The organism is Peribacillus cavernae (assembly GCF_003989135.1).
Taxonomy (GTDB): Bacteria; Bacillota; Bacilli; order Bacillales; family DSM-1321; genus Peribacillus; species Peribacillus cavernae.
Genome location: NZ_RYZZ01000020.1, coordinates 123,007 through 143,368 on the forward strand (window position 1 = coordinate 123,007; position 20,362 = coordinate 143,368).

Sequence of the window (20,362 nt, forward strand, 5' to 3'; positions counted from 1 at the left end):
GGATCATGGCACAAATAGATGTTCCGTTTCAGAAATCATCAAGCTTTGCTCTTCACTCAAGAACGTTCAGAATTTTTATGTCTGGGAGTTTGGTGACACGAGTAGGGGATTGGATGGATTTAGTCGCCCTAAATTGGGCTGTATTACAATTGACGAACTCCCCGCTTCATTTGGGGTTAATGAATGCTTGCCGTTTGGCCCCAACTTTTTTACTCAGTGTACCGGCAGGCATCTTGGCTGATCGATACGATAGACGAAAATTATTAATTTGGCTTCAAATAGGAATGATGTTATTGACGTTTTGCCTTGGCTATCTTATCGAGGCAAGACAGTCATTTTGGCTTTTTGCATTCATTGTCACATTACGGTCTATGCTTGCAGCTATGGACCCGCCTATTCGTAATGCGTTAGTACCAAATCTCGTGCCTCAAAGCTCTATGGCAAGTGCAATCGCTATTAATACAATGGTCATTAATCTTTCTCGTATTATTGGACCGGCGATTGCAGGAGCATTGCTTGCCATTATCGATATTGCCAATTTATTTTATATCAATGCGTGGGGTACGTTAGGTGTACTATTCTCTTTACTTATGATTCGTACTGATTCCTTTCCAACCCCTGATAAAAAGGAAGGAGAGAACACAACTCTTCGTGAGGCAGCAGATTATGTAAAGAATCAACCATCCATTCAATCTTTACTCATTTTAGCTATTGTACCCATGGTATTTGGGTTTCCTTATACAACGATGATGCCATTATTTGCTAGAGATCTTTTAAACCTTGGACCTGAAGGATTTGGAATGCTTTTATCTGTTTCATCTATCGGTGCTATAGTTGGTACGACATGGCTTTCTCTTGGTAAAGAGATCAAAGGCACGGGAAAGTGGCTGATTTATTCCATTATGGGTTTTGGCTTTTCTTTGCTTTTATTCATAGGAACCAAAAATCTGTTCGTAGCAGGTACAGCTATGTTTCTTGTCGGTTTAACGAGTCAGACCTACCGAACATTGAGCCGTATTACTTTACAGATGCACGTTCCTGATCGACTGCGCGGAAGGATTTTGAGTATTGCCTTAATGGATAGAGGCTTTATTCCGTTAGGAGCGCTACTCATTGGGGCAATTGCCACATGGGCAGGAACTCTATGGGCAGGGGGTGTGATGGGATTAGGTTGTATTGTAACAACCTCAGTCATTGTAATAAGAAGACGCCAAATCTTGAAATTGTAATTATCAATATATATGGGAGTGTAGAACATGATGGAAAAAATCGTGCAATCTCTCAGGATGGAACGAGAGAATCCTTTTTGTGCCTATTTATATGACTTATCGAAACTGCGTCATCATGTGCATCGATTAATGACAACTCTTCCGTCAAGCTGTCGTTTATTTTATGCAATTAAAGCAAACTCAGACGTGACTCTTCTTAAAACCTTAGCTCCGATTGTTCATGGGTTTGAAGTAGCTTCACTAGGGGAAATCGAGAAAGTCAGGGCTGTGGATAAGAAAATCCCCATCCTGTTCGGCGGACCTGGGAAAACACAGAAGGAGATTGAAGGGGCTATTCATTACGGAGTTACTTTGCTTCATGTCGAGAGTTTACATGAATTACAGTTGGTCAATCACATTGCCAGTCAAAAAGGGACTACCGTATCAATTTTGCTGCGTGTCAATCTACGTAGTTCCGTTCCAAACGCACAATTGAAAATGGCAGGTGTACCGACACAATTTGGAATTGATGAAGTAGAAGTGCCCAATGCGATTGCTTTAGCAAAATGTTTGCCGAATTTGAAACTCCTCGGTTTCCATTTTCACGCGATGTCTAATAATGGTGATTCCAAGACCCATGCTTACTTTGTAGACCATTGCTTTGAAATGGAAAAAACTTGGCAAAAAGAGTGGGATATAGATATCTCTTATATAAATGTAGGCGGAGGTATTGGGATCAACTACCAAGATGTAGAAGAGCAGTTTGATTGGGATGACTTTATGAAGTGTGTAAAAAAAGTAGTAGAGAAGCACAAAGATGCCAATTGGCAGACGTTGTTTGAATGTGGTCGATACATCACTTCTTCATGCGGCTACTATGCAGCGGAGGTATTAGATATCAAGCAAAATCATGGTAAAAATTTTTGTGTGGTTCGCGGGGGAAGCCATCACTTAAGACTCCCGGCAGCATGGAAACAGAGTCATCCTTTTACAATCGTACCAGTAGAAAAGTGGCCATACCCCTTCACGCGTCCTGAAGTAAACGAGTCTGTGATTACTGTAGCAGGGGAGCTGTGCACTCCTAATGATGTACTTGCAAGAGATATATCCGTTCCACGTGTAAGGGTTGGAGATATTCTTCTTTTCAGTTATGCGGGTGCCTACGGTTGGGCTATTTCTCATCATGATTTTCTCAGTCATCCGCATCCAGAGCACCTCTACATAGAATCTAACTCTATCAAAAGTTCTGATGCAAGAACGGAAGATCAAAGAGATGAATCGTATATGTTCTCTTGAATGATCCATTGAAGTTAAGCAGAATATCAAAATCAAAAGAATAAAAGACAAAAATCCCGACGGTCTTTTCCATTAGACCTGCTTCACAGGATTTTTCCGAAGCAAAAAGAGATAAAGGACAATGGCTATGAACACGGATACCGCAGACGTGGTGTAAATGCTGCTGTATCCCAATAAATGGCCGATCTGGCCAAATACCATGGCCCCGATCCCGACGCCGAGATCAAAGAAAGAAAAGAATGTCGCATTCGCCATGCCCTTCCGGTTCCTTGGCGCCTGTTCAATCGACCATGCCTGCAGGGCCGGCTGGATCGAGCCGAAACCTAATCCGTAAAGGATGGCGGCCACATATAAAATACCGCTGTTTGGCAGCCATGCGAGGAGGATCATCGCTCCCAGGATTAAAGTCGCTCCGGGAATGAAGACGGCCCGGTGTCCTCGCGCATCATAAATCTTTCCAGCAAATGTTCTTGTCAGCATCAAGGCAAGCGCGTAAAGAAGAAAGTACCACTGGATGCCGGATATATCTTTTTGCGCCGTATATAACGGAAGAAAGGCTGCGATACCTCCAAACGTCACGGTGATAAAAAATAAAAGGATAGAAGGCTGCAAGGCAGTCTTTTCATAAAAGTCCCACTTGACTGTCACCGTTTCCGCCGCCGCTTTTTCCGCCTGTTTATAACGAATCCTTGATGATAGCAAGAGGGAAGCAAGGCCAAGGGCCGCACATATTAAAAATAACTGCACAAAACTTAGCGTACCGGTTAATGCCAACCCCAATGACGGGCCAAATGCCAAGGCCAGATTCCCTGAAAGACCGTAATAACCCATTCCCTCACCCCGTCTGCTGGCGGGTATTAAATCAGTGGCGATGGTACCTGAAGCAGTCGTCGATAAGCCCCAGCCTACCCCCTGAATGATTCTCAATGCGAATAAAAAAACAATGCTCGCGGCAAACCCGAAAGAGCCAACAGAAAGAACGAAAATTGAAAGACCGATCAAAAACACAAATTTCCGGCCCCTTGATTCTAAAGCATGGCCAGCATACGGCCTTATCAGCAGTGCGGAAAACGTAAAGATTCCCACCACGAACCCGATCAATTGATCATTTCCCCCTAAATATTCAACAAATAAGGGAATCGTCGGCAATGTCATTTGAAAGCCGAGAAAAATAAAAAAATTGGCCAAACAAATCAGGATAAAATCCTTTGTCCAAATCCTATCCGATGCATTTGCACCCTCCCTGGCAAGTGATTCACCCATACTGTGCCTCCTCTAAAAATCATGTATGTATTATTTTACAGCAAATTATTTCGTGTGGCTAATCATTTAATTGGTTTTTTATGATTAGTATCCTGAGTTTGGTCATGGTTATTCAGGCGGTTGCGACTGTTAAAATCAGAATGATGAATAACGGATATTCCCATCCATGATTTGTTCATTGGCTACTTATCTATAAATTAACTCGATGAGTGTAAATCTGTTTAAATAAGTCATTAGCTGTTAACTCCAGTTTTTCATTTTTTTTACAAGTGTTGTATGGTGGACACCCAATTGCTTAGCCGCTTTCCGGACAGAACCGGACCTTTTGACTGCATCTTTAATCAACCTTCTTTCGTATTGTTCCACTCGCTGCTTTAAAGTGAGCGTAAGGAGCGGGTCTGCTTGTTCATAGAAATGTAGCGGCAGATGATGGGGTTCGATCACTTCATCCGGAACAGCGACAACGAGATTCTCGATCAAGTTTTTAAGCTCGCGCACATTGCCTGGCCAGTGATAGGCTGTTAACAGCTGTTTGGTTGCTTCTGATAATTGTCTTTCAATATGATAGGTTTTCAGAAAGCTGGCAAAAAAATAGTCAGCTAAAAGTTCGATATCTTCCGGACGCTCTGCCAAAGAGGGGATGTCCAGCTCAATGACATTTAACCGGTAATACAAATCTTCGCGGAATTGTCCTTTGTCGATCAGCTCTTTCAGATTTTTATTTGTAGCAGATATGATTCTGATATCCAGGTTTCTAATTTTGTTTCCACCAATACGCCGAATTTGTTTTTCTTGGATAACACGAAGAAGTTTTACTTGTAAGGATAACGGCATTTCACCGATTTCATCCAGCATGATCGTTCCTTTATCAGCCAATTCCAACAAGCCGATTTTCCCCTCCTGGCGGGCTCCAGTAAAAGCGCCTTTTTCATAGCCGAATAATTCAGATTCCAGCAATGATTCCGGGATGGCGCCACAGTTTATCTTGATTAATGGTTTGTCCTTCCTGCTGCTTAGGTGGTGGATCAAGTTGGTGATGACTTCTTTTCCAACGCCAGATGGGCCAGAAAGTAAAATACTGGTTGGGAAAGGAGCGACTTGTTTCACTTGCTGATACACTTGCTTCATCTTTAGGCTTTGAAAAATAATCGATTGCCCATCTTTTTGCCCTGCTTGAAGGGAAAATCGATGGAGACTAAGCTCCGAGATTTCTTTTGCTTTATTAAGTTCTCTTCTGATCTCATTAAGCTGAGTAATATCCCGGACGCTGGTGACCACGAGTTCGATTTCACCCATATCATCAAAAACCGGGCTACCAGTGACAATGACCTCTTTTTTTTCAGCAATTTTTTGAATAATCGAGATTTGTTTTTTTTCTTCGAGAACCAATAGAGAAACAGATTGATCAAAGTAACCCTTGCCCATCAAGTCCTTCATTTGGTTGCCAATTAATTCTTTCCGGTTGTATCCGGTCATTTTTTCATAGGCCGTATTAACGAATACTGTTTTGCCCGAAGCATCAACTACATAGATCCCATCTGTAGAAAATTCGATTATCGCCTCTAGCTGTTTAAAAAGGCTGCGATAATGTTCAATCCTCGTAATGTCCTGAATAACACCGATCGCTCCTGATCGTTCCCCTTGGTGATAAAGGGGGGTAATGTTAATGAAGTATTGCTGGTTAGCAATTTCCATTTTTTGTCCGATTGAAGGAATTCCCTCGTTAATCACTTTATCCAATGATGCAGGAGGAATCAGATCTTGAATGAAGCGGCCTTCGGATAATTTTTCTTTAGAAAATAGTTCCTTCGCCGACTGATTGGCAAATAATACATGGCTATCGCAATCAATGACAATCAGACCGTTATGCGTAGAGTTAAGAATGCTTTCCCACATTTCATTTTTAACTATTGTATCCTTCATTTTATTTCCTCCAGTAAAAGTGGTGAAATTTTTCAATAGATGGTGAATTTCTTCATCAGTTATTACTTCTAGTTTCTAGTGGAAAAATCCTTCTAAGTGCTGAAAAAAATCACCACGGATCTTTATAAAAAGGGATAAAAACAAACGGTGATAACTTGGCACGGTTCTTGCAATACTATTAGTATGCAACGAAAAGGGGTGACAATGTGACAACAGAAATGAAAGGGTTATGGATCAATGGGGAATGGCGTAAGAAGACGGAGTGAATCATTGATTTCGAATGATTTAGTCAAGAAGATTACGTTTACCGGCAGCGGTAAGGTTGGTAAGCTGATTAAAGAAAAAGCTGGTTTAAAGAAAGTAACCCTTGAACTTGGTTCCAATTCAGGATTAATTATTGAACCGGATGTACCAATTGAAAAAATCATTTCCAGATGCGTGGAAGGCGCGTTTTCTTATGCGGGGCAGGTCTGTATTTCTCTTCAGCGGATTTATGTCCATGAATCGATTTATAAGGAATTTTGTAACCGTTTTATCGAAGTGACAGAATCCTTAAATATTGGTGATCTGTTAAGTGAGTCTACCGATATCAGTGCGATGATCCGGGAAAAAGAACTGGACCGTATCCACTCCTGGATCGAGGAAGCTGTTAAAATGGGAGCGCGAATCGGTACAGGGGGCCAAAGAAAAGAGTACGCTTATCAGCCTACCGTTATGCTGGATGTCACGCAGGATATGAACATTGTCTGCCAGGAGACATTTGCTCCGATCGTTTCCATCGTGCCCTATACAGAATTGGAGGAAGCCATCAACTTCGTGAATGATTCTTCTTTTGGTTTAAATGTCGGGATTTACACAGCAGATATTAATAATGCCTTTTATGCGGCTAAAAAGCTCGAATCAGGCGGTGTCATTATTAATGACATCCCTACATTCCGTTTGGATCATATGCCTTATGGCGGGGTAAAAGAAAGCGGATATGGCAGGGAAGGCATCAAATATGCTGTCCAGGAAATGACGGAGTTAAAATTCGTTACAATAAAAACAACTTTTTAGGAAAAAACGTCCTCATTGGTAACCTTCTTAAGGTTCAGCCAACACTAAGGCTTAAAGCCTTGATAACAGGGAAGTTCTGAAACTAATTATTTGAGTCAGCCCACTTTTGAGTCAGCCTCATTATCTGTTTCAACCCACCCATTTAGGGTCGAGCGAAGATCATACAAGAAGGAGGAAGTTCCATGAAGTGGAAACATCGCCGAGACGGCGAAGAAGCACCATATATTCCTGCGGGACCTTTTAAAATAAGGATTCCGTTTGTTCATTATCGCTTTGAATGGCCGGACTACGTGCAGGGATTATTAATGTGTGCGGTAGACTTAGGGGGCATCACGTTATTAGCGGACTATCTGGGCATGCCCTTTGAAGTCGCATTAGCTATCATGATCTTAAATGGATTTATGTATTTATTGCATCATTTATTAGGTGATCCTGTTATTCCGGGTTGGATTACTCCTGCCATTCCTTTAATTATTCTATTTGTCAAGCAGTTCCCAGAAGGACCAGAACGAGTCTATGCACTCATTGCCTTTCAGTTGACGCTAGGTCTCTTATCTATTTTTCTAGGGATGACCGGTCTCGCAAGTAAAGTTGTACGTTTAGTGCCCAATGCGATTAAATCGGGAATTATTTTAGGTGCCGGGATTGGGGCAATCATCTCGATTTTCGAAAAAGGCGGGAAGTTTGACTTATTTCCAGTGACGATTACCATTTGTATTGGACTTGCTTTCTACCTTATCTTTTCTAAACATTTTGAAGGGTTAAAACAAAGAAACAAAGCATGGGTATTCTTTGGTAATTTAGGAATTCTGCCGGCTATTTTGCTTGCTGTTCTAGTAGCTCCTCTTGCCGGCGAAGCGAAATGGCCCGACATCCAATGGGGCTTCAGCCAGCCTGATTTTGCTACTCTTTGGTCAGATTATACTGTATTTGGATTAGGGATTCCTCCGGTTGCGTTTTTCGTCACAGCCCTCCCGGCGGTTCTCGCCACGTATCTTGTTGTATTCGGTGACGTCCTAAAAACCAAAGCGTTATTATCAGAGTCAGATGACGTCCGTACGGATGAGAAAGTGGATTATAACCCAAATCGGGCACATTTAATTTTTGGGGGCCGCAATGTGATTATGAGTATCATTGGTCCTGATATTACCATGTGTGGACCGTTATGGGCAGCGATGCAAGTCGTAGTGATTGAACGTTTCAAGGGAGGCAAGAAAGCGATGAATTCCTTCTTCGGCGGCATCGGTTCCTTCCGTTGGGGAACGAATACAGGACTGCTTCTATTGCCGATCGTAAGCTTAGTCCAGCCTATTCTTGATGTAGCGTTGGCGTTGACGCTGCTGGTGCAGGGATATGTAAGCGTGCGGATTGGCGTTATGCAATCGCGCAGCCAGCGCGATCTTGGAATAGCAGGGATAGTAGCAGCTGTTCTTGTCATTAAAGGTGCGGGAATGGCATTTGCCGTAGGAGTCCTGTTGTGCTTCTTGCTCTATGGAAAGGACTTTCTTAGCGGGGAAGATGATCAGTTATTTACGAATTCATCCAACGAAGAAAAAGAACCAGATAAGAAGGAATTCGGATAAACTCTGCCATTACTTCGTTTGATGGGAGTGTCGTTACCTACATCAGACTATGAAAAGAAACATTTTAAACAGACGATGATTTTCTGAAAATGAAGTAGTGGTACAATAGGTCTGATGAAATAAACGACCTTATTTAGCACCTGCCAGCTGATTTATATAGCGGGGCAGCCTAAGGAATATCAGGCAGGCTAAAAACATTTTGCTTTTCGCTTGAAAGACGGATATTTTCGCTTAATTCCAGGGTATTATCGCTTAAATCTCTTATTGAAATCATAGTAAACTACAGGAGGGTGTTTTATGTCTATCAATACATTAGTTTTCACACCGTTGAGTCATGTTGGCTGGGGAGCACTGGAACATCTCGTACCGGAAGTAAAAAAGTACTCTGTATCAAAGCTCCTGTTGGTCACAGATCCAATGCTAGAGAAGATAGGATTAACAGACAAGGTGTCCAGACCCCTTGAGCAAGAAGGCTATCAAGTAGAACTGTATACCGATGTCATACCAGAGCCGCCCCTTGAAACAGGGGAAAAGCTGGTTTCCTATATAAAACAGCATCAATTTGAATTAGTGATCGGCCTTGGCGGGGGCAGTGCGCTTGATTTGGCCAAGCTTGCAGCTGTTTTAGCTGTCCATGAAGGAAAGGTAGAGGATTATTTAAATTTAAGCGGTACAAAAAAAATAACGCAAAAAGGGCTGCCGAAAATCTTAATCCCGACGACTGCCGGGACAGGTTCTGAAGTGACAAACATTTCGGTATTGTCCTTAGAAAGTACGAAGGATGTTGTCGCTCACAATTATCTGTTAGCGGATGCAGCGATTGTCGACCCTGAGCTGACGATTTCTGTTCCAGCAAAAGTTACCGCAGCGACCGGAATTGATGCTTTAACACACGCGATTGAGGCATATATTTCCGTGAATGCGAGCCCGACCACTGAAGGTCTATCCCTGCAGGCAATCCGGTTAATCAGCCGCTCCATTCGGACCGCTGTGAATAATGGCGATGACAAACAAGCACGTATCGATATGAGCAATGGCAGCTATATTGCCGGTCTTGCCTTTTTTAATGCTGGTGTTGCAGGTGTCCATGCACTGGCCTATCCGCTTGGCGGGCAGTTTCATATTGCTCACGGTGATTCAAATGCCGTATTGCTTCCTTATGTAATGGGATATATCCGTAAAAGCTGTACCAAAAAAATGGTTGACATCCTAAATGCAATTGGCGGTAACTCGAGTTTCCTTTCAGAGGAAGAGGCATCTTCCAAGTGTGTTGAAGAGCTTAAACGAATCGTAGAGGATGTAGGAATTCCAAGTACTTTAGGGGAATTCGGAATACCTGAAGATGCACTCGATAAACTAACCGAAGATGGAGAAAAGCAAAAGCGGATTCTGGCCCGAAGCCCGCTCGAATTGAAAAAAGAAGATATTCGTGCGATCTACCAGTCCGCATTTGATGGAAGAATTGTAGAACCGAAATAAACAAGCCCTACATGTTTGTCACCTCTCAAAATAAAAGAGAGGGGATTATTATCGCGCAATAACTTCAAGCTGTTAAAGCTGGTAAGAGGGAGTAGTTCAATTGACTTTTTCTTGTTTGTGACCCGCTTATTCAATAAATGTTGCAGTGGCATAGAGTAATTTAATACAATTAAAGATGTTTTAAACAAGTTCATTACCATAGCTTAAAGTCCAAAGGATATTTCTGGCTCAGCCCTCATTTTTAGATTGGGAGAAAACCGATATAGATTATAAAAAGGCAGTCTCGTTGGAATAAATGAGACCGCCTTTTTATAGTCCTATGTGAATTTGTATTTAATATCTTATTTTTTCGTTTACAGAACACACGTTCCTTGTTATAATAGGATAAGACTGGAAGAATGTTTAGGCATCAATAAATTTTTTATTGTATTAGAAAATGTAAATTTGCAAAGTGAAAGGGAGTTGAAAATATGAGTCAATAATGAGTTCTTATTTTTAGGATGGAGGAAATCCTAGTTTTCACTTCAGAGGTGCAAGATATCGAAGGATTCACCGATAGTCACTTATTTGAAAAAGTCTAGAGGACGGCGTGACTATCTTAACCAGGTTATGGCAATAGTTTATGAGAAATATACTAATTTTTGAGGAGTGAACGAAGTGAAAAATCAAATAACACCATATCTTACATTCGATGGCAATGCCAGAGAAGCACTGGAATTTTATAAGGATGCATTTGATGCAGAGTTACTGGAGGTTGGAACTTACGGTGAGGCAGATTTCTCGACTCCCCCTGAATCCGATGACAAAATTATGCATGCACGTATAAAAAAAGATGACTTATTAATTATGGTTTCTGATACGTTTCCGGGCCATTCAATTGATGTTGGCAACAATATTTCCTTAGCCCTTGAACTTGAAAACGAGGAAGAAATTCAAAGAATATATGATGAATTGAGCCAAAAAGGCTCTATATTGATGGAGTTGCAGGATACTTTTTGGGGAGCGAAATACGCTAAAGTGAAGGATGCCTATGGAGTGATTTGGGATCTCAATCATACAAAATCCTAATCCATAGAAACAATTGAGTAATGGATCCCTATAGCTTTTAATTTGTACACAACAGCACTCTAAACAGTGCTGTTGTGTTTTTTAGAAAGTTAGACACTGCTGATGATCACACCAAAGTTCCTATCCAGCGAAACATTGTATTTTTTCTTATAGTTATACCGCTTATTCGAATGAATGCGGCGCAAGGACTAAGCACAGACCTAACTAGAAAAATGTATTCCGAACTTTTTTATTAAATCCTCATTTAGTAATATATTCTTTTTTAATGATTGCAATGTTTTCAGCATGGCACTCTGCTGTAAAGCTTGATGGATAAGGCATCTCTTTAGCCAACAAATCCAATTCCTGCGCATCTTCTCTCATTACAGCAGAGATTAGCTTATCCAGGTATTTCTGTGATGATTCGAATCTTGTCCTCATTTCATGCAATTGATCCGTCGCTTTTCCATGACCAGGCACTAAGACTTTTATATGATGCCTAAGTAAAATTTCCTTGGCCGTCTGTAGGGTTTTCAAATACGACTTTGCACTATCGTAGATAAACGGAAGTTCAAAATCAGATAAATAGTCCCCAGCAATCAAGATTCCTTGTGGCTCAATCACAGTAAATATACCATCATGACTGTGTCCTGGTGCAAGATAGAACGTCAGTGTCATGTTGCCCGATGTGAACAGTTGTCCGTCGTCTTCAATGACAATATCACAGACCGGAAATTCGATGGGATAGGGCCTGTCTATGTAATAGTCATTGTCAAATTTTCGTATTTGCCCTAATGTATTCTCCTTTTTGGGATGGTGTTGTAGTCCTTTACTGCCAATAATCTTTGCATCTGGAAAGGCCCGATAACCAATAATATGATCAAAGTCTCCGTGTGTAAACAATAGATAGAGTTCTCTTTTCCCCCTAACGGTTTCAACATGATGCTGGATAGCTTCAATTTCTTGGGGCAGCCAATTTGGATCTACGATTAAGAGGAAATCATCATTCTCCACAACCGTACATGTAGTTTTAAATAGAGCGCTTTGGAATACAGTTAGATGTTTTTGAATAAACTGAATCAACTGTTTCTCCTCCTTTGAGACTAGTTTTGAAAAGCTAACAGCTTGTTAAACACGTAAAAGCCCGAAAAATATCCAAAGTGATAGTTTGCGGATCTTTCAAATGCATCTGTTTGTTACTTTGCGATATAAAGGTTAGACGAGTCCAACAATAAAAAGAAGCCTCGAGTTTCAGGATTCACCTGTACTGGAGGTCTTACCTGTTTTCCAAAGTTTTTCTTGAAACGGAATAGTTCTAGGAAGCAATGTCTTTGTTGGCAGCTGACTAAGCGGGAGTGCTTTTTAAAATTGACTAATACATTGATGACAAAAGGGGTCAATTAGTACAATTAACCTTGTTTTCGTAATTCCTGTACTTCCTCTTTCGTCAATCCTGTCCTTTTTGCAATTTCGTCATCATCATGGACATCTAAAAAATTTCTTGCTATGGATCTTGCTAGTTCCTTTAGAGCTTCCTTTTTTTCTTCTTCAAAAATTCTGGCTACCTTTGTCATGCTTAACCACTCCCTCACATGTTTTGCGTAATTTTCATCAATGAATTTATCAGTTGCAGTTAATATACCAGCAATAGCTTGAAGCTGAATCTCTTCATTATCGATACGTTGTGCTAATTCAACACATTCTTTTATTAATTCCTGGCGGTCTTTACTGCTATTCATAAGAGGAAGAAGACTTAATTTCATGACTTCTTCTTTGCTTAACTCCTCGCCATTTTCGAGCTTGGTTCGAATTTGATGCGAGATATGATCCCCGCCAAACTCACTGAGCAATACAGCTTTTGACTGAAATTGTAGATCTCCCGCTTCCAAAGAGTCTTTTACGTTTGTGACGTCACTCGTATAGACGACAACTAAACGAATTTTCTTTACCTTCTTAGTGTCACAGTAGTACCTATGCAATATTCTATGGGCATAATCTAAGTATTTAATATAATTTTGATGATATCTCCGATTACTCTCAAATTCTAACATAAGGATAGAGTCATCTTCCAACAGGAATAAAGTATCTGAACGTTTTTCATCTGCGACCACCCTTGCATATTCATTTGGCAACAGACTTTTGATTTTTGGCACATCGTCTAGATGCAGAACACTAAGACTGTCATTTTGATACAATTCACTTAATGACTTTAATAAAATGTCCTTGGCATGGTATGAGATACCTTTATTCATAAAATTATTCCCTACTTTCATTACATTTACGCTTCAATTTAACTGTTTTTAACATTCCTTCTATAATATTTTCACTGAAGAAGTCAGCATAATACATTATTATTTTCTTAATATTTTAATAATTATAGCATATTTAATACCATTTCCTGCAGATAGTAATGTATTCATACATATCTACTCCTCACATACCATAAATTTATCGGTTGGAGGTATTTCCGCCTCTAATTTTATTCAATTCTCGCAACATCTTCACCCCTTTCATTCTCAGATTTACCTTAACTGGCAATATACAAGGTTACACAAGGCTGAATAAAAAGAAACCTCCAGATCGGTACTGGAGGCCCTATTATTTGGTATAAAGATCACTTTCGTTTAAAATTGTCTACTTGATATGGTATAACACCAATATTTCTTCTCATCTCGGGTGTGATTTTGATAGAGTTGGATGTGTGTGTTTCGGTCTGTGTTAAGTTAATGGAACCGCTGCCGTCATAATAAACTGGTTTGTTTTCCATGGGATTAATCGCTCCTCGTTTTCCTAAGATTTTGTTAAATCGGGAATACTCTAGGAAGCTATGTCTTTGTTGGCAACTGATTGGGCGGGGGTGCTTTTGAGATTGACTAATACATTGATAACGAAACAAATGATTCCAATGCTCATAATTGTGGCGCCGATAGCGATGAACGGTTCAACAGCAGAGTTGCCTGATTCTAGTAGGACAAGCCCAAGGAGCATGACCGGCATGCCGAGATTATGAAGCCAGAAATGCAGCTTTCCAATCCGTTTTTGAGCAAGTACGGGGAAGAGATGATACACAATGCCTGCCAGAGCAAGGGAAGGCCTATATTGAAACTTGTGCGATATCGACATGAACATGCCAAGCCCAATCCCGATAAAAAATAAACAACCGAGATTTTAAAAACGTAATACCCAAACAAACTCATCCTTTTTCCAGAACCTAACTCCATTATATGTCCAAATAACCATAATAATCAATGTATTCCAAAGGTTTCTTGGATATTTTATGAGAATATTCCTATACTATATAGTAAAAAGACAATTAAACATTATTAATTTAGTAATAGAAAAGCGTTGCAGTTTGTTTTTCAGCGAACTGATTAGAATCCTATCATTCGCATTCTATTTTTGACAAGAATGGAAAACAAAACTTGATAAATACATTCTACATGTAAAGGAATTGAGAAATGATAAACTTTCTGTCGGAAATTTACAATTGCCCAGCCCAAATTGCGACAGTATTTGTGAAATTATTTTAGTATGATCAACCCATATAGAGTTAATATAGGGGGGCTTGGAGTGCCGATATACCATATGAAAGAAATGTGGACTCCATTGAAATGGATCGGGATTAAATTCTTCAGGACGGAAGAAGGAAATCTATATCTCAAAGTCTGGAACAGAAGACGACGTCAGATTAATTAGAAAGACAAGCATAGGCCAGATAAAATAAATCTATCAAAAAAACCAGAATTAAAAATTTGAAACTAGTCTCTAGGTGATTTTATGCATTCTCTCGGAAGCTTCCCTTCCAATATGACTTCCTCACAAGTATTAGAAAGCATCGGGGAAAACATTATCCTTGCTGATGAAGATTATAACGTGGTCTGGGTCAATCCAAAAGCGATTAAGCTATTAACTGTAGTAGGACCTTTATTTGGAATCGAAAATGTCGAGGATATGATTGGGATGAACATGGACCGTTTTCACCGCAATCCTTCCCATCAGCGCAGAATTATGAAGGATTTATCCAGTCCTTTACGTTCCCGAATTGATACTAAGGGCCAGTTTGTTACCGATATTGTGATCACTCCTATTCTTGACACTGAAAAAGAAGTATCAGGATATGTCGTTATGCTGATGGATGTAACGACAAAAGCTCAGGAAGAGGACAGAATGCTGCGCCTCGTTAACGAGCTCTCCGTACCAATCATAAGAATTTGGGAGAATGCCGTTGTGATTCCCGTTTTAGGTAAACTGGATCCGGACCATTTTGAGTTGATTGTCTCTAAGTTGCTCACGTATTCAGTGGAGCATGAGATTAAATATGCTTTTATTAGTTTTGCTGGAGTAGAAAAAGCCGGTGCTGGAACAAGTGACAGTCTGATTAAATTAAATGAAATGCTGCGATTAATTGGGACCCAATGTATCGTGGTCGGAATTTCGGCTACATTGGCATTAAGTCTTAATGCGGCATCCTACCCATTCCCAACCTTTGCTAAGCTTCAGCAAGGTATCAAGTATGTTTTAAAGCAGGATAAAATTACGCTATAGCTTCAGTAAACAGGTTATCTCTTTTACTTAACTTGGTAAACGGGGTAACTTTTTTTTACTTGTACCCGAACAGCCTTCCATTATTTCTGATCAATTCAATCGTAATAGAGTTTATTTTAGTATGGATTTTGGTTTTGTACCCTCAATAAGTTTACAACCACCTCCCCAATTTGCCTGCCTAATCGTAACCCTTCATCGTTGTCCACTTTAAAATGTACGCCAGCGTACAAACGAGATTGAGCACTTTCTTCCATTACTTTTTTTATACTGGATGACTCTGCCGGAAAGAAATAGCTTAATAATACCTCCGCACATCCCGCAATGGTAGCGTGTGCAGAGGATATACTGGAAAACGAGGGGTAGACAAACAGTAGGTAAGTTCCTTTCATACTGATTTGGACGTGCTACATCCCAAAGATATTTAAGAAACCATGTGATAACACAGACATCATTTATAGCGGCGTGAAAATATCCTAGTACCCTGGCAAAATCCGGTGATCCTAGTCTATACTTTTCAGTGAAACTGAAAAGTATAGGGGTAATTCGTTGGGTTGGTTCAACTGTTCCTCATATTGTGCGAGGCGTATTTGTTGAGTAGTTAATGACTTTAAAGTTTGTTCTACTGTGAACAGCTCTGTTCCCCAATCAATATCATTCGGATATTTGATTCTCCACTGGATACGCTGACGAAAGGGATAGGAATCATTGTCTCTTCCCCTTGAAATAAAAAACATAGGCCAATATCCTGCTCCTGGAGAACCTTTAGGTGGGTTTTTCTCTCCTGGATAAATGTGTTCTGTCCATTTCCTGTAGCTTGTTCGCATAAAGATAAAGACCAACCCCCTATAGAATGTTCTATTGTTCCTTATGATAAAGAGTAATAAAATATTACAAAGTTTTAACGTATGTTCGAATATTACGTGATGAATGTTTTGATTAAGTAACCTCCCACAATAATAAATAAGTGTACGATTATAGCCGCATTTCCAGATGAAGAAATGCGGCTTCCGGCCGTAAAGTAAAAGGGGAACGATAAGAATAATCGTTCCCCACAGATTGTCGAGAAAGTAATCGGGTATGATATTTATCCAGGTAAATGAATGATCATAAATTCATCCTTAAACCGCCAAGCTATTGGCGGTATTATTTACGTCCATTTAGTTGTTCCACTAACGGTCCATTAGTTTAAGAAGGAATGCTCCAAAGTAGTGGTATAGTTGCCCCAAAGGGATGAATTGACAGTCAAATTTTAATGCAATATAATTCGGTTCAAAACGAAGAAAGAAGGAGGCTTGTAAATGAAAATTTCATTTAATGATTATATAAGTATTATGATTCATCAAACCGACCTAACCCTGACAAGTTATATCAAAGCTAAGTTAGCACCCTTGAATATTGCACCTGAACAAAATTTAATTTTGTTACTTCTTTGGGAAAAAGATGGACTGAGTCAAAATGAAATAGCTAAAAGACTTAATAAAGATAAAACGAATATCGCTCGTATGTTAAGTAATCTTGAAAAAAAAGAATTGATTAGCAGACATATTAATGAAACGGATGGTCGGTCTTTCAACGTGTACCTCACTGAAAAAGGCATAAAATTAGGTGAACAGGTTTATCCTATTACTGAAGAATTCAATCGTACTGTATGTTCCGGAATCACCAGCGAGGAATTACAAGTAGTGAATGAAGTTTTATTAAAAATGCAACAGAATGTGGAGATGAGTGTTAAGTGAAAATTAGTTGCATAGACTACCAATTTTCTTTATAATTAAATATGTTCCTTTTTGGTTGCTATAGCAACTAAATATAATATTTTGGAGGTATTTGTGATGGAAGCTCTCGGTCTTTTAATTATACGAGTTGTCGTTGGACTATATTATGCTGCACACGGATCTATGAAAGCATTTGGATGGTTTGGAGGTGGTGGACCTGCGGGAACAGGTGCATTCTTCGAGCAAATCGGTATAAAGCCAGGTAAACCTATGGCTTTATTAGCTGGTTTAGGCGAATTCATTGGAGGAATACTATTCTTGTTGGGATTCCTTACGCCTTTTGCCTCCCTATTAATCATTGTTCCGATGATTGTTGCTATTAAAACAGTACACGGAAAAAATGGTTTGTTTTCTGATAAAGGTGGAATTGAATACAATTTGGTATTAATTGCTGTTGCTATAGGAATAGCATTGTCAGGTCCTGGTTCTATATCATTAGATGCACTCTATAATATCAAGTTTTGGTAAATTCAACGTTTATGCATTCTCAATTTGTAAAATAGGTGTTTATTGACAGCCTGAGGGGAACGATAAATAATCGTTCCCCATTTTACATTTTACAGGCAAAATTACATGCGCTATGTGACTGAATATCAAGGTAAGATTGCATAGATCTTTTTTCATTCTGTCTCCGAGCCAGGGATGAATTCATCTTTTGGAGTCAATCCATGCATGATAAACTGGATGGTCCTCTCCATTTCAGCCTCGTCATCCCAGTCTGCTTCCGGAAAGATGATATAGCGGCTAATCAAAAAACCAAATATCGTTGAAGCGGCCAGCCTGATGATACTTTTTGATGGCAATTCAATGATTTGCCCTTTATCCTGGTAGTGTTTAAACATTTCAGAAACCCGTTCGAACACTTTATTGCCAATATGCTCTTTAAATTGTGCTTTAAGTTCAGGATGGAAAGGAATTTCTTGAATGATAATTTTAAATAGCGGCAAGTTTTTCTTTAAAAACTCGATCCGGTTTTCAATCATTGCTCTTAAGAAATCTTCATAATGTTCGAACCGATGATCTAATACTTTATTGATATCTTTGATGACAAACGGCGCAATAAATTTCCCCATCATCGGCGTAATCATCGATAGTAATAAGTCTTTTTTCGTTTTGTAATGCCGGAAAATCGTTCCTTCAGCAACGCCTGCTTTTTTTGCTATTTCACTTGTTGAAGTCGCGGCATAGCCTTTTTCTGAGAAGGACTCAATGGCCGCAAGAATAATTTTTTTCTGTTTTTCTGTTAAGCCTTCTTCATCCTCGAAAAACGTATCCATCATGAAGTCTTGATTGGACATTTTCTACTCCTTCTAATTAAACTAATCATCGTTTTAATCCTATTATATACGAATGAACGAGATAATGAAAAAGCAGGGGATCTTTAAATCTTGCGGTATTTTTTTAAGGCAAAAATGTTTAAGATGATAAATAAAGCAGAAAATCCGGTAAGGACAAGTAAATCGAGATAAATGTCTTTCCAACCGTATCCTCTTACCATGACATCTCGAAGGGCATCGGCGGCATAATACAAAGGCGTAAATGGCCCGATCCAGCTTACCCATTCCGATATCGTCTCCAGGTTAAACAACCCGGAAAAAAAGATTTGCGGGATGGCAACAATGGGGATAAATTGTATCATTTGCAGCTCATTATTTGCGAATGAAGAAAGGAAAATCCCCAACGTTAAGGCGGTGAGCGATAAAAGCAATGTGATTAATAATACGTAGCCAAATGCCCCTTCCATTAACATATGAAGAACATAGATCGCAAACGAAACAATGATTCCAGCCTGGAGGATCGTAAAAATACCGAACCCTCCAATATAACCAATGACAATTTCCCAGCGGCGCAGCGGACTTGAAAGCAGTCTTTCCAATGTACCGGTTGTTCTTTCCCGAAGGAAGGATACTCCAGCAATCAAGAAGACAAAGAAAAAGACGAAAAAGCCAAGCAGGACAGGTCCAAAATAATCAAACTGCCCCATATCGCTGGAACCGTGCAAGTAGTTAACGTCCAATTCTGTTGGTGGCGCATTTTTCTGCAGCGGTTTAAATGCTGCCTGGACCCATTTCATCACGGCTCCGTTAACGCCTGGATCACTTCCTTCGAGAAAGACATATGGGGATTGCTGTTCAAAAACAACGTATCCGTCCAACTTTTTATCAACAAGATCTTCTTTTGCGTGCTTGTTAGTTTGATAATCCGATATCGTCGCATTTTCCAAGTTTAATTTGCTATGAATCTGCTCCGGTACATTGACAAGCCCGATTTTAGGTTCGTAATCATCACCGTTAAACACTAAATTCAGCATCGTAAGAACTAAGATGGGAGCAACAATCATCAGAGCCATGGTTCGTTTATCACGAATAAACTGCCGTAAAATTCTTATCACTAAAGCTGCAATCCTCATGATTCAGCACCTCCGTAAACGAGAAACGCTTCTTCAATCGTAGACGAGTTCGTTTTGTTTTTTAACTCTGCCGGTGTACCGACTGCAATCAATTGACCGTCCCGAATCATGCCAAGCCGGTCGCATTTTTCCGCTTCATCCATGACGTGGGTTGTGACAATAATGGTGATGCCTTTTTTCTTAAGCTCATAAAAAGATTCCCAAATGCTTTTTCGCAGCACAGGATCGATTCCGACAGTCGGTTCATCAAGAATGAGCAGCTCTGGTTCATGCAACAAGGCAATGGCCAACGATAATCGGCGCTTCATACCACCGGAATAGTTAGAAACTAATTTATGGAGGTGATCAGATAGTTCAACGATTTCCATTACCTCTCTTATTCGGTTTTGGCGCTGTTTTCGCGTTAATCCGTAAAGGGAAGCAAAAAACTCAAGGTTTTCCTTTGCAGAAAGCTCCTCGTATAAAGCATCCGATTGAGCCATGTAGCCAATCCTTTCCACGATAGACAAAGAAGGCATTCGTGTTTGGAAAATGTAATTCTCACCTCCGGTAGGCAAATCAAGTCCAATTAATTGTTTCACAAGTGTGGTCTTTCCAGCTCCAGAAGGACCAAGGAGGCCAAAAATTTCTCCGCTGAAAATTTCAAGGGTAATATCGTTTAATACAAGCTGTTTGCCAAATGATTTTGAAACATGTTGACTGGAAATAATGATTTCTTGTTTTTCCATAGCATTTCACCTCTTTATTAAAGTGAGTAATCACTCATATAGATAATAA

18 protein-coding genes and 1 pseudogene are annotated in these 20,362 nt (G+C 39.9%); 9 read left to right on the plus strand and 10 right to left on the minus strand.

From position 1 onward, the window contains the following. Positions 1–5 precede the first annotated feature (5 nt). Both ELQ35_RS14890 and ELQ35_RS14895 read left to right on the plus strand, forming a co-directional pair. Positions 6–1,229 (plus strand): MFS transporter, encoded by a 1,224-nt coding sequence (locus tag ELQ35_RS14890; protein ID WP_126865609.1) that lies wholly within the window; start codon positions 6–8, stop codon positions 1,227–1,229. A gap of 27 nt (positions 1,230–1,256) precedes the next feature. After that, positions 1,257–2,504, plus strand: coding sequence for a type III PLP-dependent enzyme (locus tag ELQ35_RS14895; RefSeq protein WP_126865610.1), 1,248 nt, complete (start codon positions 1,257–1,259; stop codon positions 2,502–2,504). A gap of 72 nt (positions 2,505–2,576) precedes the next feature. Here the strand turns inward: ELQ35_RS14895 and ELQ35_RS14900 are convergent, their stop codons facing one another. Both ELQ35_RS14900 and ELQ35_RS14905 read right to left on the minus strand, forming a co-directional pair. Next, positions 2,577–3,767 carry an MFS transporter gene (locus tag ELQ35_RS14900; RefSeq protein WP_126865611.1) on the minus strand — a complete coding sequence of 397 codons (1,191 nt, stop codon included), beginning with the start codon at positions 3,765–3,767 and terminating at the stop codon, positions 2,577–2,579. Between the two features lie 240 nt (positions 3,768–4,007). After that, positions 4,008–5,690 (minus strand): sigma 54-interacting transcriptional regulator, encoded by a 1,683-nt coding sequence (locus tag ELQ35_RS14905; protein ID WP_126865612.1) that lies wholly within the window; start codon positions 5,688–5,690, stop codon positions 4,008–4,010. A gap of 261 nt (positions 5,691–5,951) precedes the next feature. On the opposite strand from ELQ35_RS14905, the pseudogene ELQ35_RS14910 reads away from it, so the two are divergent. From ELQ35_RS14910 to ELQ35_RS14925, 4 genes and pseudogenes are all read left to right on the plus strand, one after another. Continuing rightward, positions 5,952–6,746 (plus strand): annotated as a pseudogene (locus ELQ35_RS14910) (aldehyde dehydrogenase family protein); the annotation flags it as partial. Positions 6,747–6,928: 182 nt separating this feature from the next. Beyond that, entirely contained in the window at positions 6,929–8,329 is a 1,401-nt protein-coding gene (locus tag ELQ35_RS14915) for a hypothetical protein (protein ID WP_126865616.1), read from the plus strand. A gap of 297 nt (positions 8,330–8,626) precedes the next feature. Next, entirely contained in the window at positions 8,627–9,808 is a 1,182-nt protein-coding gene (locus ELQ35_RS14920) for an iron-containing alcohol dehydrogenase (RefSeq protein ID WP_126865618.1), read from the plus strand. A gap of 657 nt (positions 9,809–10,465) precedes the next feature. After that, on the plus strand, positions 10,466–10,876 hold the full coding sequence (locus ELQ35_RS14925; RefSeq protein WP_126865620.1) for a VOC family protein: 411 nt from the start codon (positions 10,466–10,468) through the stop codon (positions 10,874–10,876). Between the two features lie 240 nt (positions 10,877–11,116). Here ELQ35_RS14925 and ELQ35_RS14930 read toward each other — a convergent pair whose 3' ends face one another. The 4 genes from ELQ35_RS14930 to ELQ35_RS14940 all read right to left on the minus strand — a co-directional run bounded on the left by ELQ35_RS14930 (position 11,117) and on the right by ELQ35_RS14940 (position 13,984). After that, positions 11,117–11,938: an MBL fold metallo-hydrolase gene (locus ELQ35_RS14930; RefSeq protein WP_126865621.1), complete on the minus strand. Its 822-nt coding sequence runs from the start codon at positions 11,936–11,938 to the stop codon at positions 11,117–11,119. Between the two features lie 326 nt (positions 11,939–12,264). Then, complete coding sequence (locus ELQ35_RS14935) at positions 12,265–13,107, minus strand: RpnC/YadD family protein (protein WP_126865623.1); 843 nt, start codon at positions 13,105–13,107, stop codon at positions 12,265–12,267. A 362-nt stretch (positions 13,108–13,469) separates the two neighbouring features. Then, positions 13,470–13,622, minus strand: coding sequence for a hypothetical protein (locus ELQ35_RS22660; protein ID WP_185861782.1), 153 nt, complete (start codon positions 13,620–13,622; stop codon positions 13,470–13,472). 50 nt (positions 13,623–13,672) lie between these two features. Beyond that, on the minus strand, positions 13,673–13,984 hold the full coding sequence (locus ELQ35_RS14940; RefSeq protein ID WP_246026084.1) for a cytochrome-c oxidase: 312 nt from the start codon (positions 13,982–13,984) through the stop codon (positions 13,673–13,675). A 648-nt stretch (positions 13,985–14,632) separates the two neighbouring features. Between ELQ35_RS14940 and ELQ35_RS14945 the strand changes: the two genes are divergently transcribed. After that, a complete protein-coding gene (locus ELQ35_RS14945) occupies positions 14,633–15,400 on the plus strand; it encodes a PAS domain-containing protein (protein ID WP_126865625.1) in 768 nt (255 codons plus the stop codon). A gap of 500 nt (positions 15,401–15,900) precedes the next feature. Here the strand turns inward: ELQ35_RS14945 and ELQ35_RS23155 are convergent, their stop codons facing one another. Beyond that, positions 15,901–16,224 carry a hypothetical protein gene (locus ELQ35_RS23155; RefSeq protein ID WP_246026085.1) on the minus strand — a complete coding sequence of 108 codons (324 nt, stop codon included), beginning with the start codon at positions 16,222–16,224 and terminating at the stop codon, positions 15,901–15,903. 474 nt (positions 16,225–16,698) lie between these two features. On the opposite strand from ELQ35_RS23155, the gene ELQ35_RS14955 reads away from it, so the two are divergent. Together ELQ35_RS14955 and ELQ35_RS14960 are read left to right on the plus strand one after the other, a co-directional pair. Then, positions 16,699–17,136 (plus strand): MarR family winged helix-turn-helix transcriptional regulator, encoded by a 438-nt coding sequence (locus ELQ35_RS14955; RefSeq protein ID WP_126865627.1) that lies wholly within the window; start codon positions 16,699–16,701, stop codon positions 17,134–17,136. A gap of 96 nt (positions 17,137–17,232) precedes the next feature. Continuing rightward, positions 17,233–17,643, plus strand: a complete 411-nt coding sequence (locus tag ELQ35_RS14960) for a DoxX family protein (RefSeq protein WP_126865628.1) — start codon at positions 17,233–17,235, stop codon at positions 17,641–17,643. Between the two features lie 152 nt (positions 17,644–17,795). Here ELQ35_RS14960 and ELQ35_RS14965 read toward each other — a convergent pair whose 3' ends face one another. The 3 genes from ELQ35_RS14965 to ELQ35_RS14975 form a co-directional block, all read right to left on the minus strand. Further along, entirely contained in the window at positions 17,796–18,473 is a 678-nt protein-coding gene (locus ELQ35_RS14965) for a TetR/AcrR family transcriptional regulator (protein WP_126865630.1), read from the minus strand. Between the two features lie 83 nt (positions 18,474–18,556). Then, positions 18,557–19,585, minus strand: a complete 1,029-nt coding sequence (locus ELQ35_RS14970) for an ABC transporter permease (RefSeq protein ID WP_126865632.1) — start codon at positions 19,583–19,585, stop codon at positions 18,557–18,559. Further along, positions 19,582–20,313 carry an ABC transporter ATP-binding protein gene (locus tag ELQ35_RS14975; RefSeq protein ID WP_126865634.1) on the minus strand — a complete coding sequence of 244 codons (732 nt, stop codon included), beginning with the start codon at positions 20,311–20,313 and terminating at the stop codon, positions 19,582–19,584. The genes ELQ35_RS14970 and ELQ35_RS14975 overlap by 4 nt, the downstream gene beginning before the upstream one ends. Positions 20,314–20,362: the final 49 nt, after the last annotated feature.

What these genes read in the sequence shown, in the direction of transcription:
- ELQ35_RS14940 (WP_246026084.1), bottom strand. Translation starts at nt 13,984, where the DNA reads ATGTTCATGTCGATATCGCACAAGTTTCAATATAGGCCTTCCCTTGCT.
- ELQ35_RS14970 (WP_126865632.1), bottom strand. Translation starts at nt 19,585, where the DNA reads ATGAGGATTGCAGCTTTAGTGATAAGAATTTTACGGCAGTTTATTCGT.
- ELQ35_RS14955 (WP_126865627.1), top strand. Translation starts at nt 16,699, where the DNA reads ATGAAAATTTCATTTAATGATTATATAAGTATTATGATTCATCAAACC.
- ELQ35_RS14900 (WP_126865611.1), bottom strand. Translation starts at nt 3,767, where the DNA reads ATGGGTGAATCACTTGCCAGGGAGGGTGCAAATGCATCGGATAGGATT.
- ELQ35_RS23155 (WP_246026085.1), bottom strand. Translation starts at nt 16,224, where the DNA reads ATGCGAACAAGCTACAGGAAATGGACAGAACACATTTATCCAGGAGAG.
- ELQ35_RS14905 (WP_126865612.1), bottom strand. Translation starts at nt 5,690, where the DNA reads ATGAAGGATACAATAGTTAAAAATGAAATGTGGGAAAGCATTCTTAAC.
- ELQ35_RS14965 (WP_126865630.1), bottom strand. Translation starts at nt 18,473, where the DNA reads ATGTCCAATCAAGACTTCATGATGGATACGTTTTTCGAGGATGAAGAA.
- ELQ35_RS14915 (WP_126865616.1), top strand. Translation starts at nt 6,929, where the DNA reads ATGAAGTGGAAACATCGCCGAGACGGCGAAGAAGCACCATATATTCCT.
- ELQ35_RS14890 (WP_126865609.1), top strand. Translation starts at nt 6, where the DNA reads ATGGCACAAATAGATGTTCCGTTTCAGAAATCATCAAGCTTTGCTCTT.
- ELQ35_RS22660 (WP_185861782.1), bottom strand. Translation starts at nt 13,622, where the DNA reads ATGGAAAACAAACCAGTTTATTATGACGGCAGCGGTTCCATTAACTTA.
- ELQ35_RS14920 (WP_126865618.1), top strand. Translation starts at nt 8,627, where the DNA reads ATGTCTATCAATACATTAGTTTTCACACCGTTGAGTCATGTTGGCTGG.
- ELQ35_RS14945 (WP_126865625.1), top strand. Translation starts at nt 14,633, where the DNA reads ATGCATTCTCTCGGAAGCTTCCCTTCCAATATGACTTCCTCACAAGTA.
- ELQ35_RS14975 (WP_126865634.1), bottom strand. Translation starts at nt 20,313, where the DNA reads ATGGAAAAACAAGAAATCATTATTTCCAGTCAACATGTTTCAAAATCA.
- ELQ35_RS14895 (WP_126865610.1), top strand. Translation starts at nt 1,257, where the DNA reads ATGATGGAAAAAATCGTGCAATCTCTCAGGATGGAACGAGAGAATCCT.
- ELQ35_RS14935 (WP_126865623.1), bottom strand. Translation starts at nt 13,107, where the DNA reads ATGAATAAAGGTATCTCATACCATGCCAAGGACATTTTATTAAAGTCA.
- ELQ35_RS14960 (WP_126865628.1), top strand. Translation starts at nt 17,233, where the DNA reads ATGGAAGCTCTCGGTCTTTTAATTATACGAGTTGTCGTTGGACTATAT.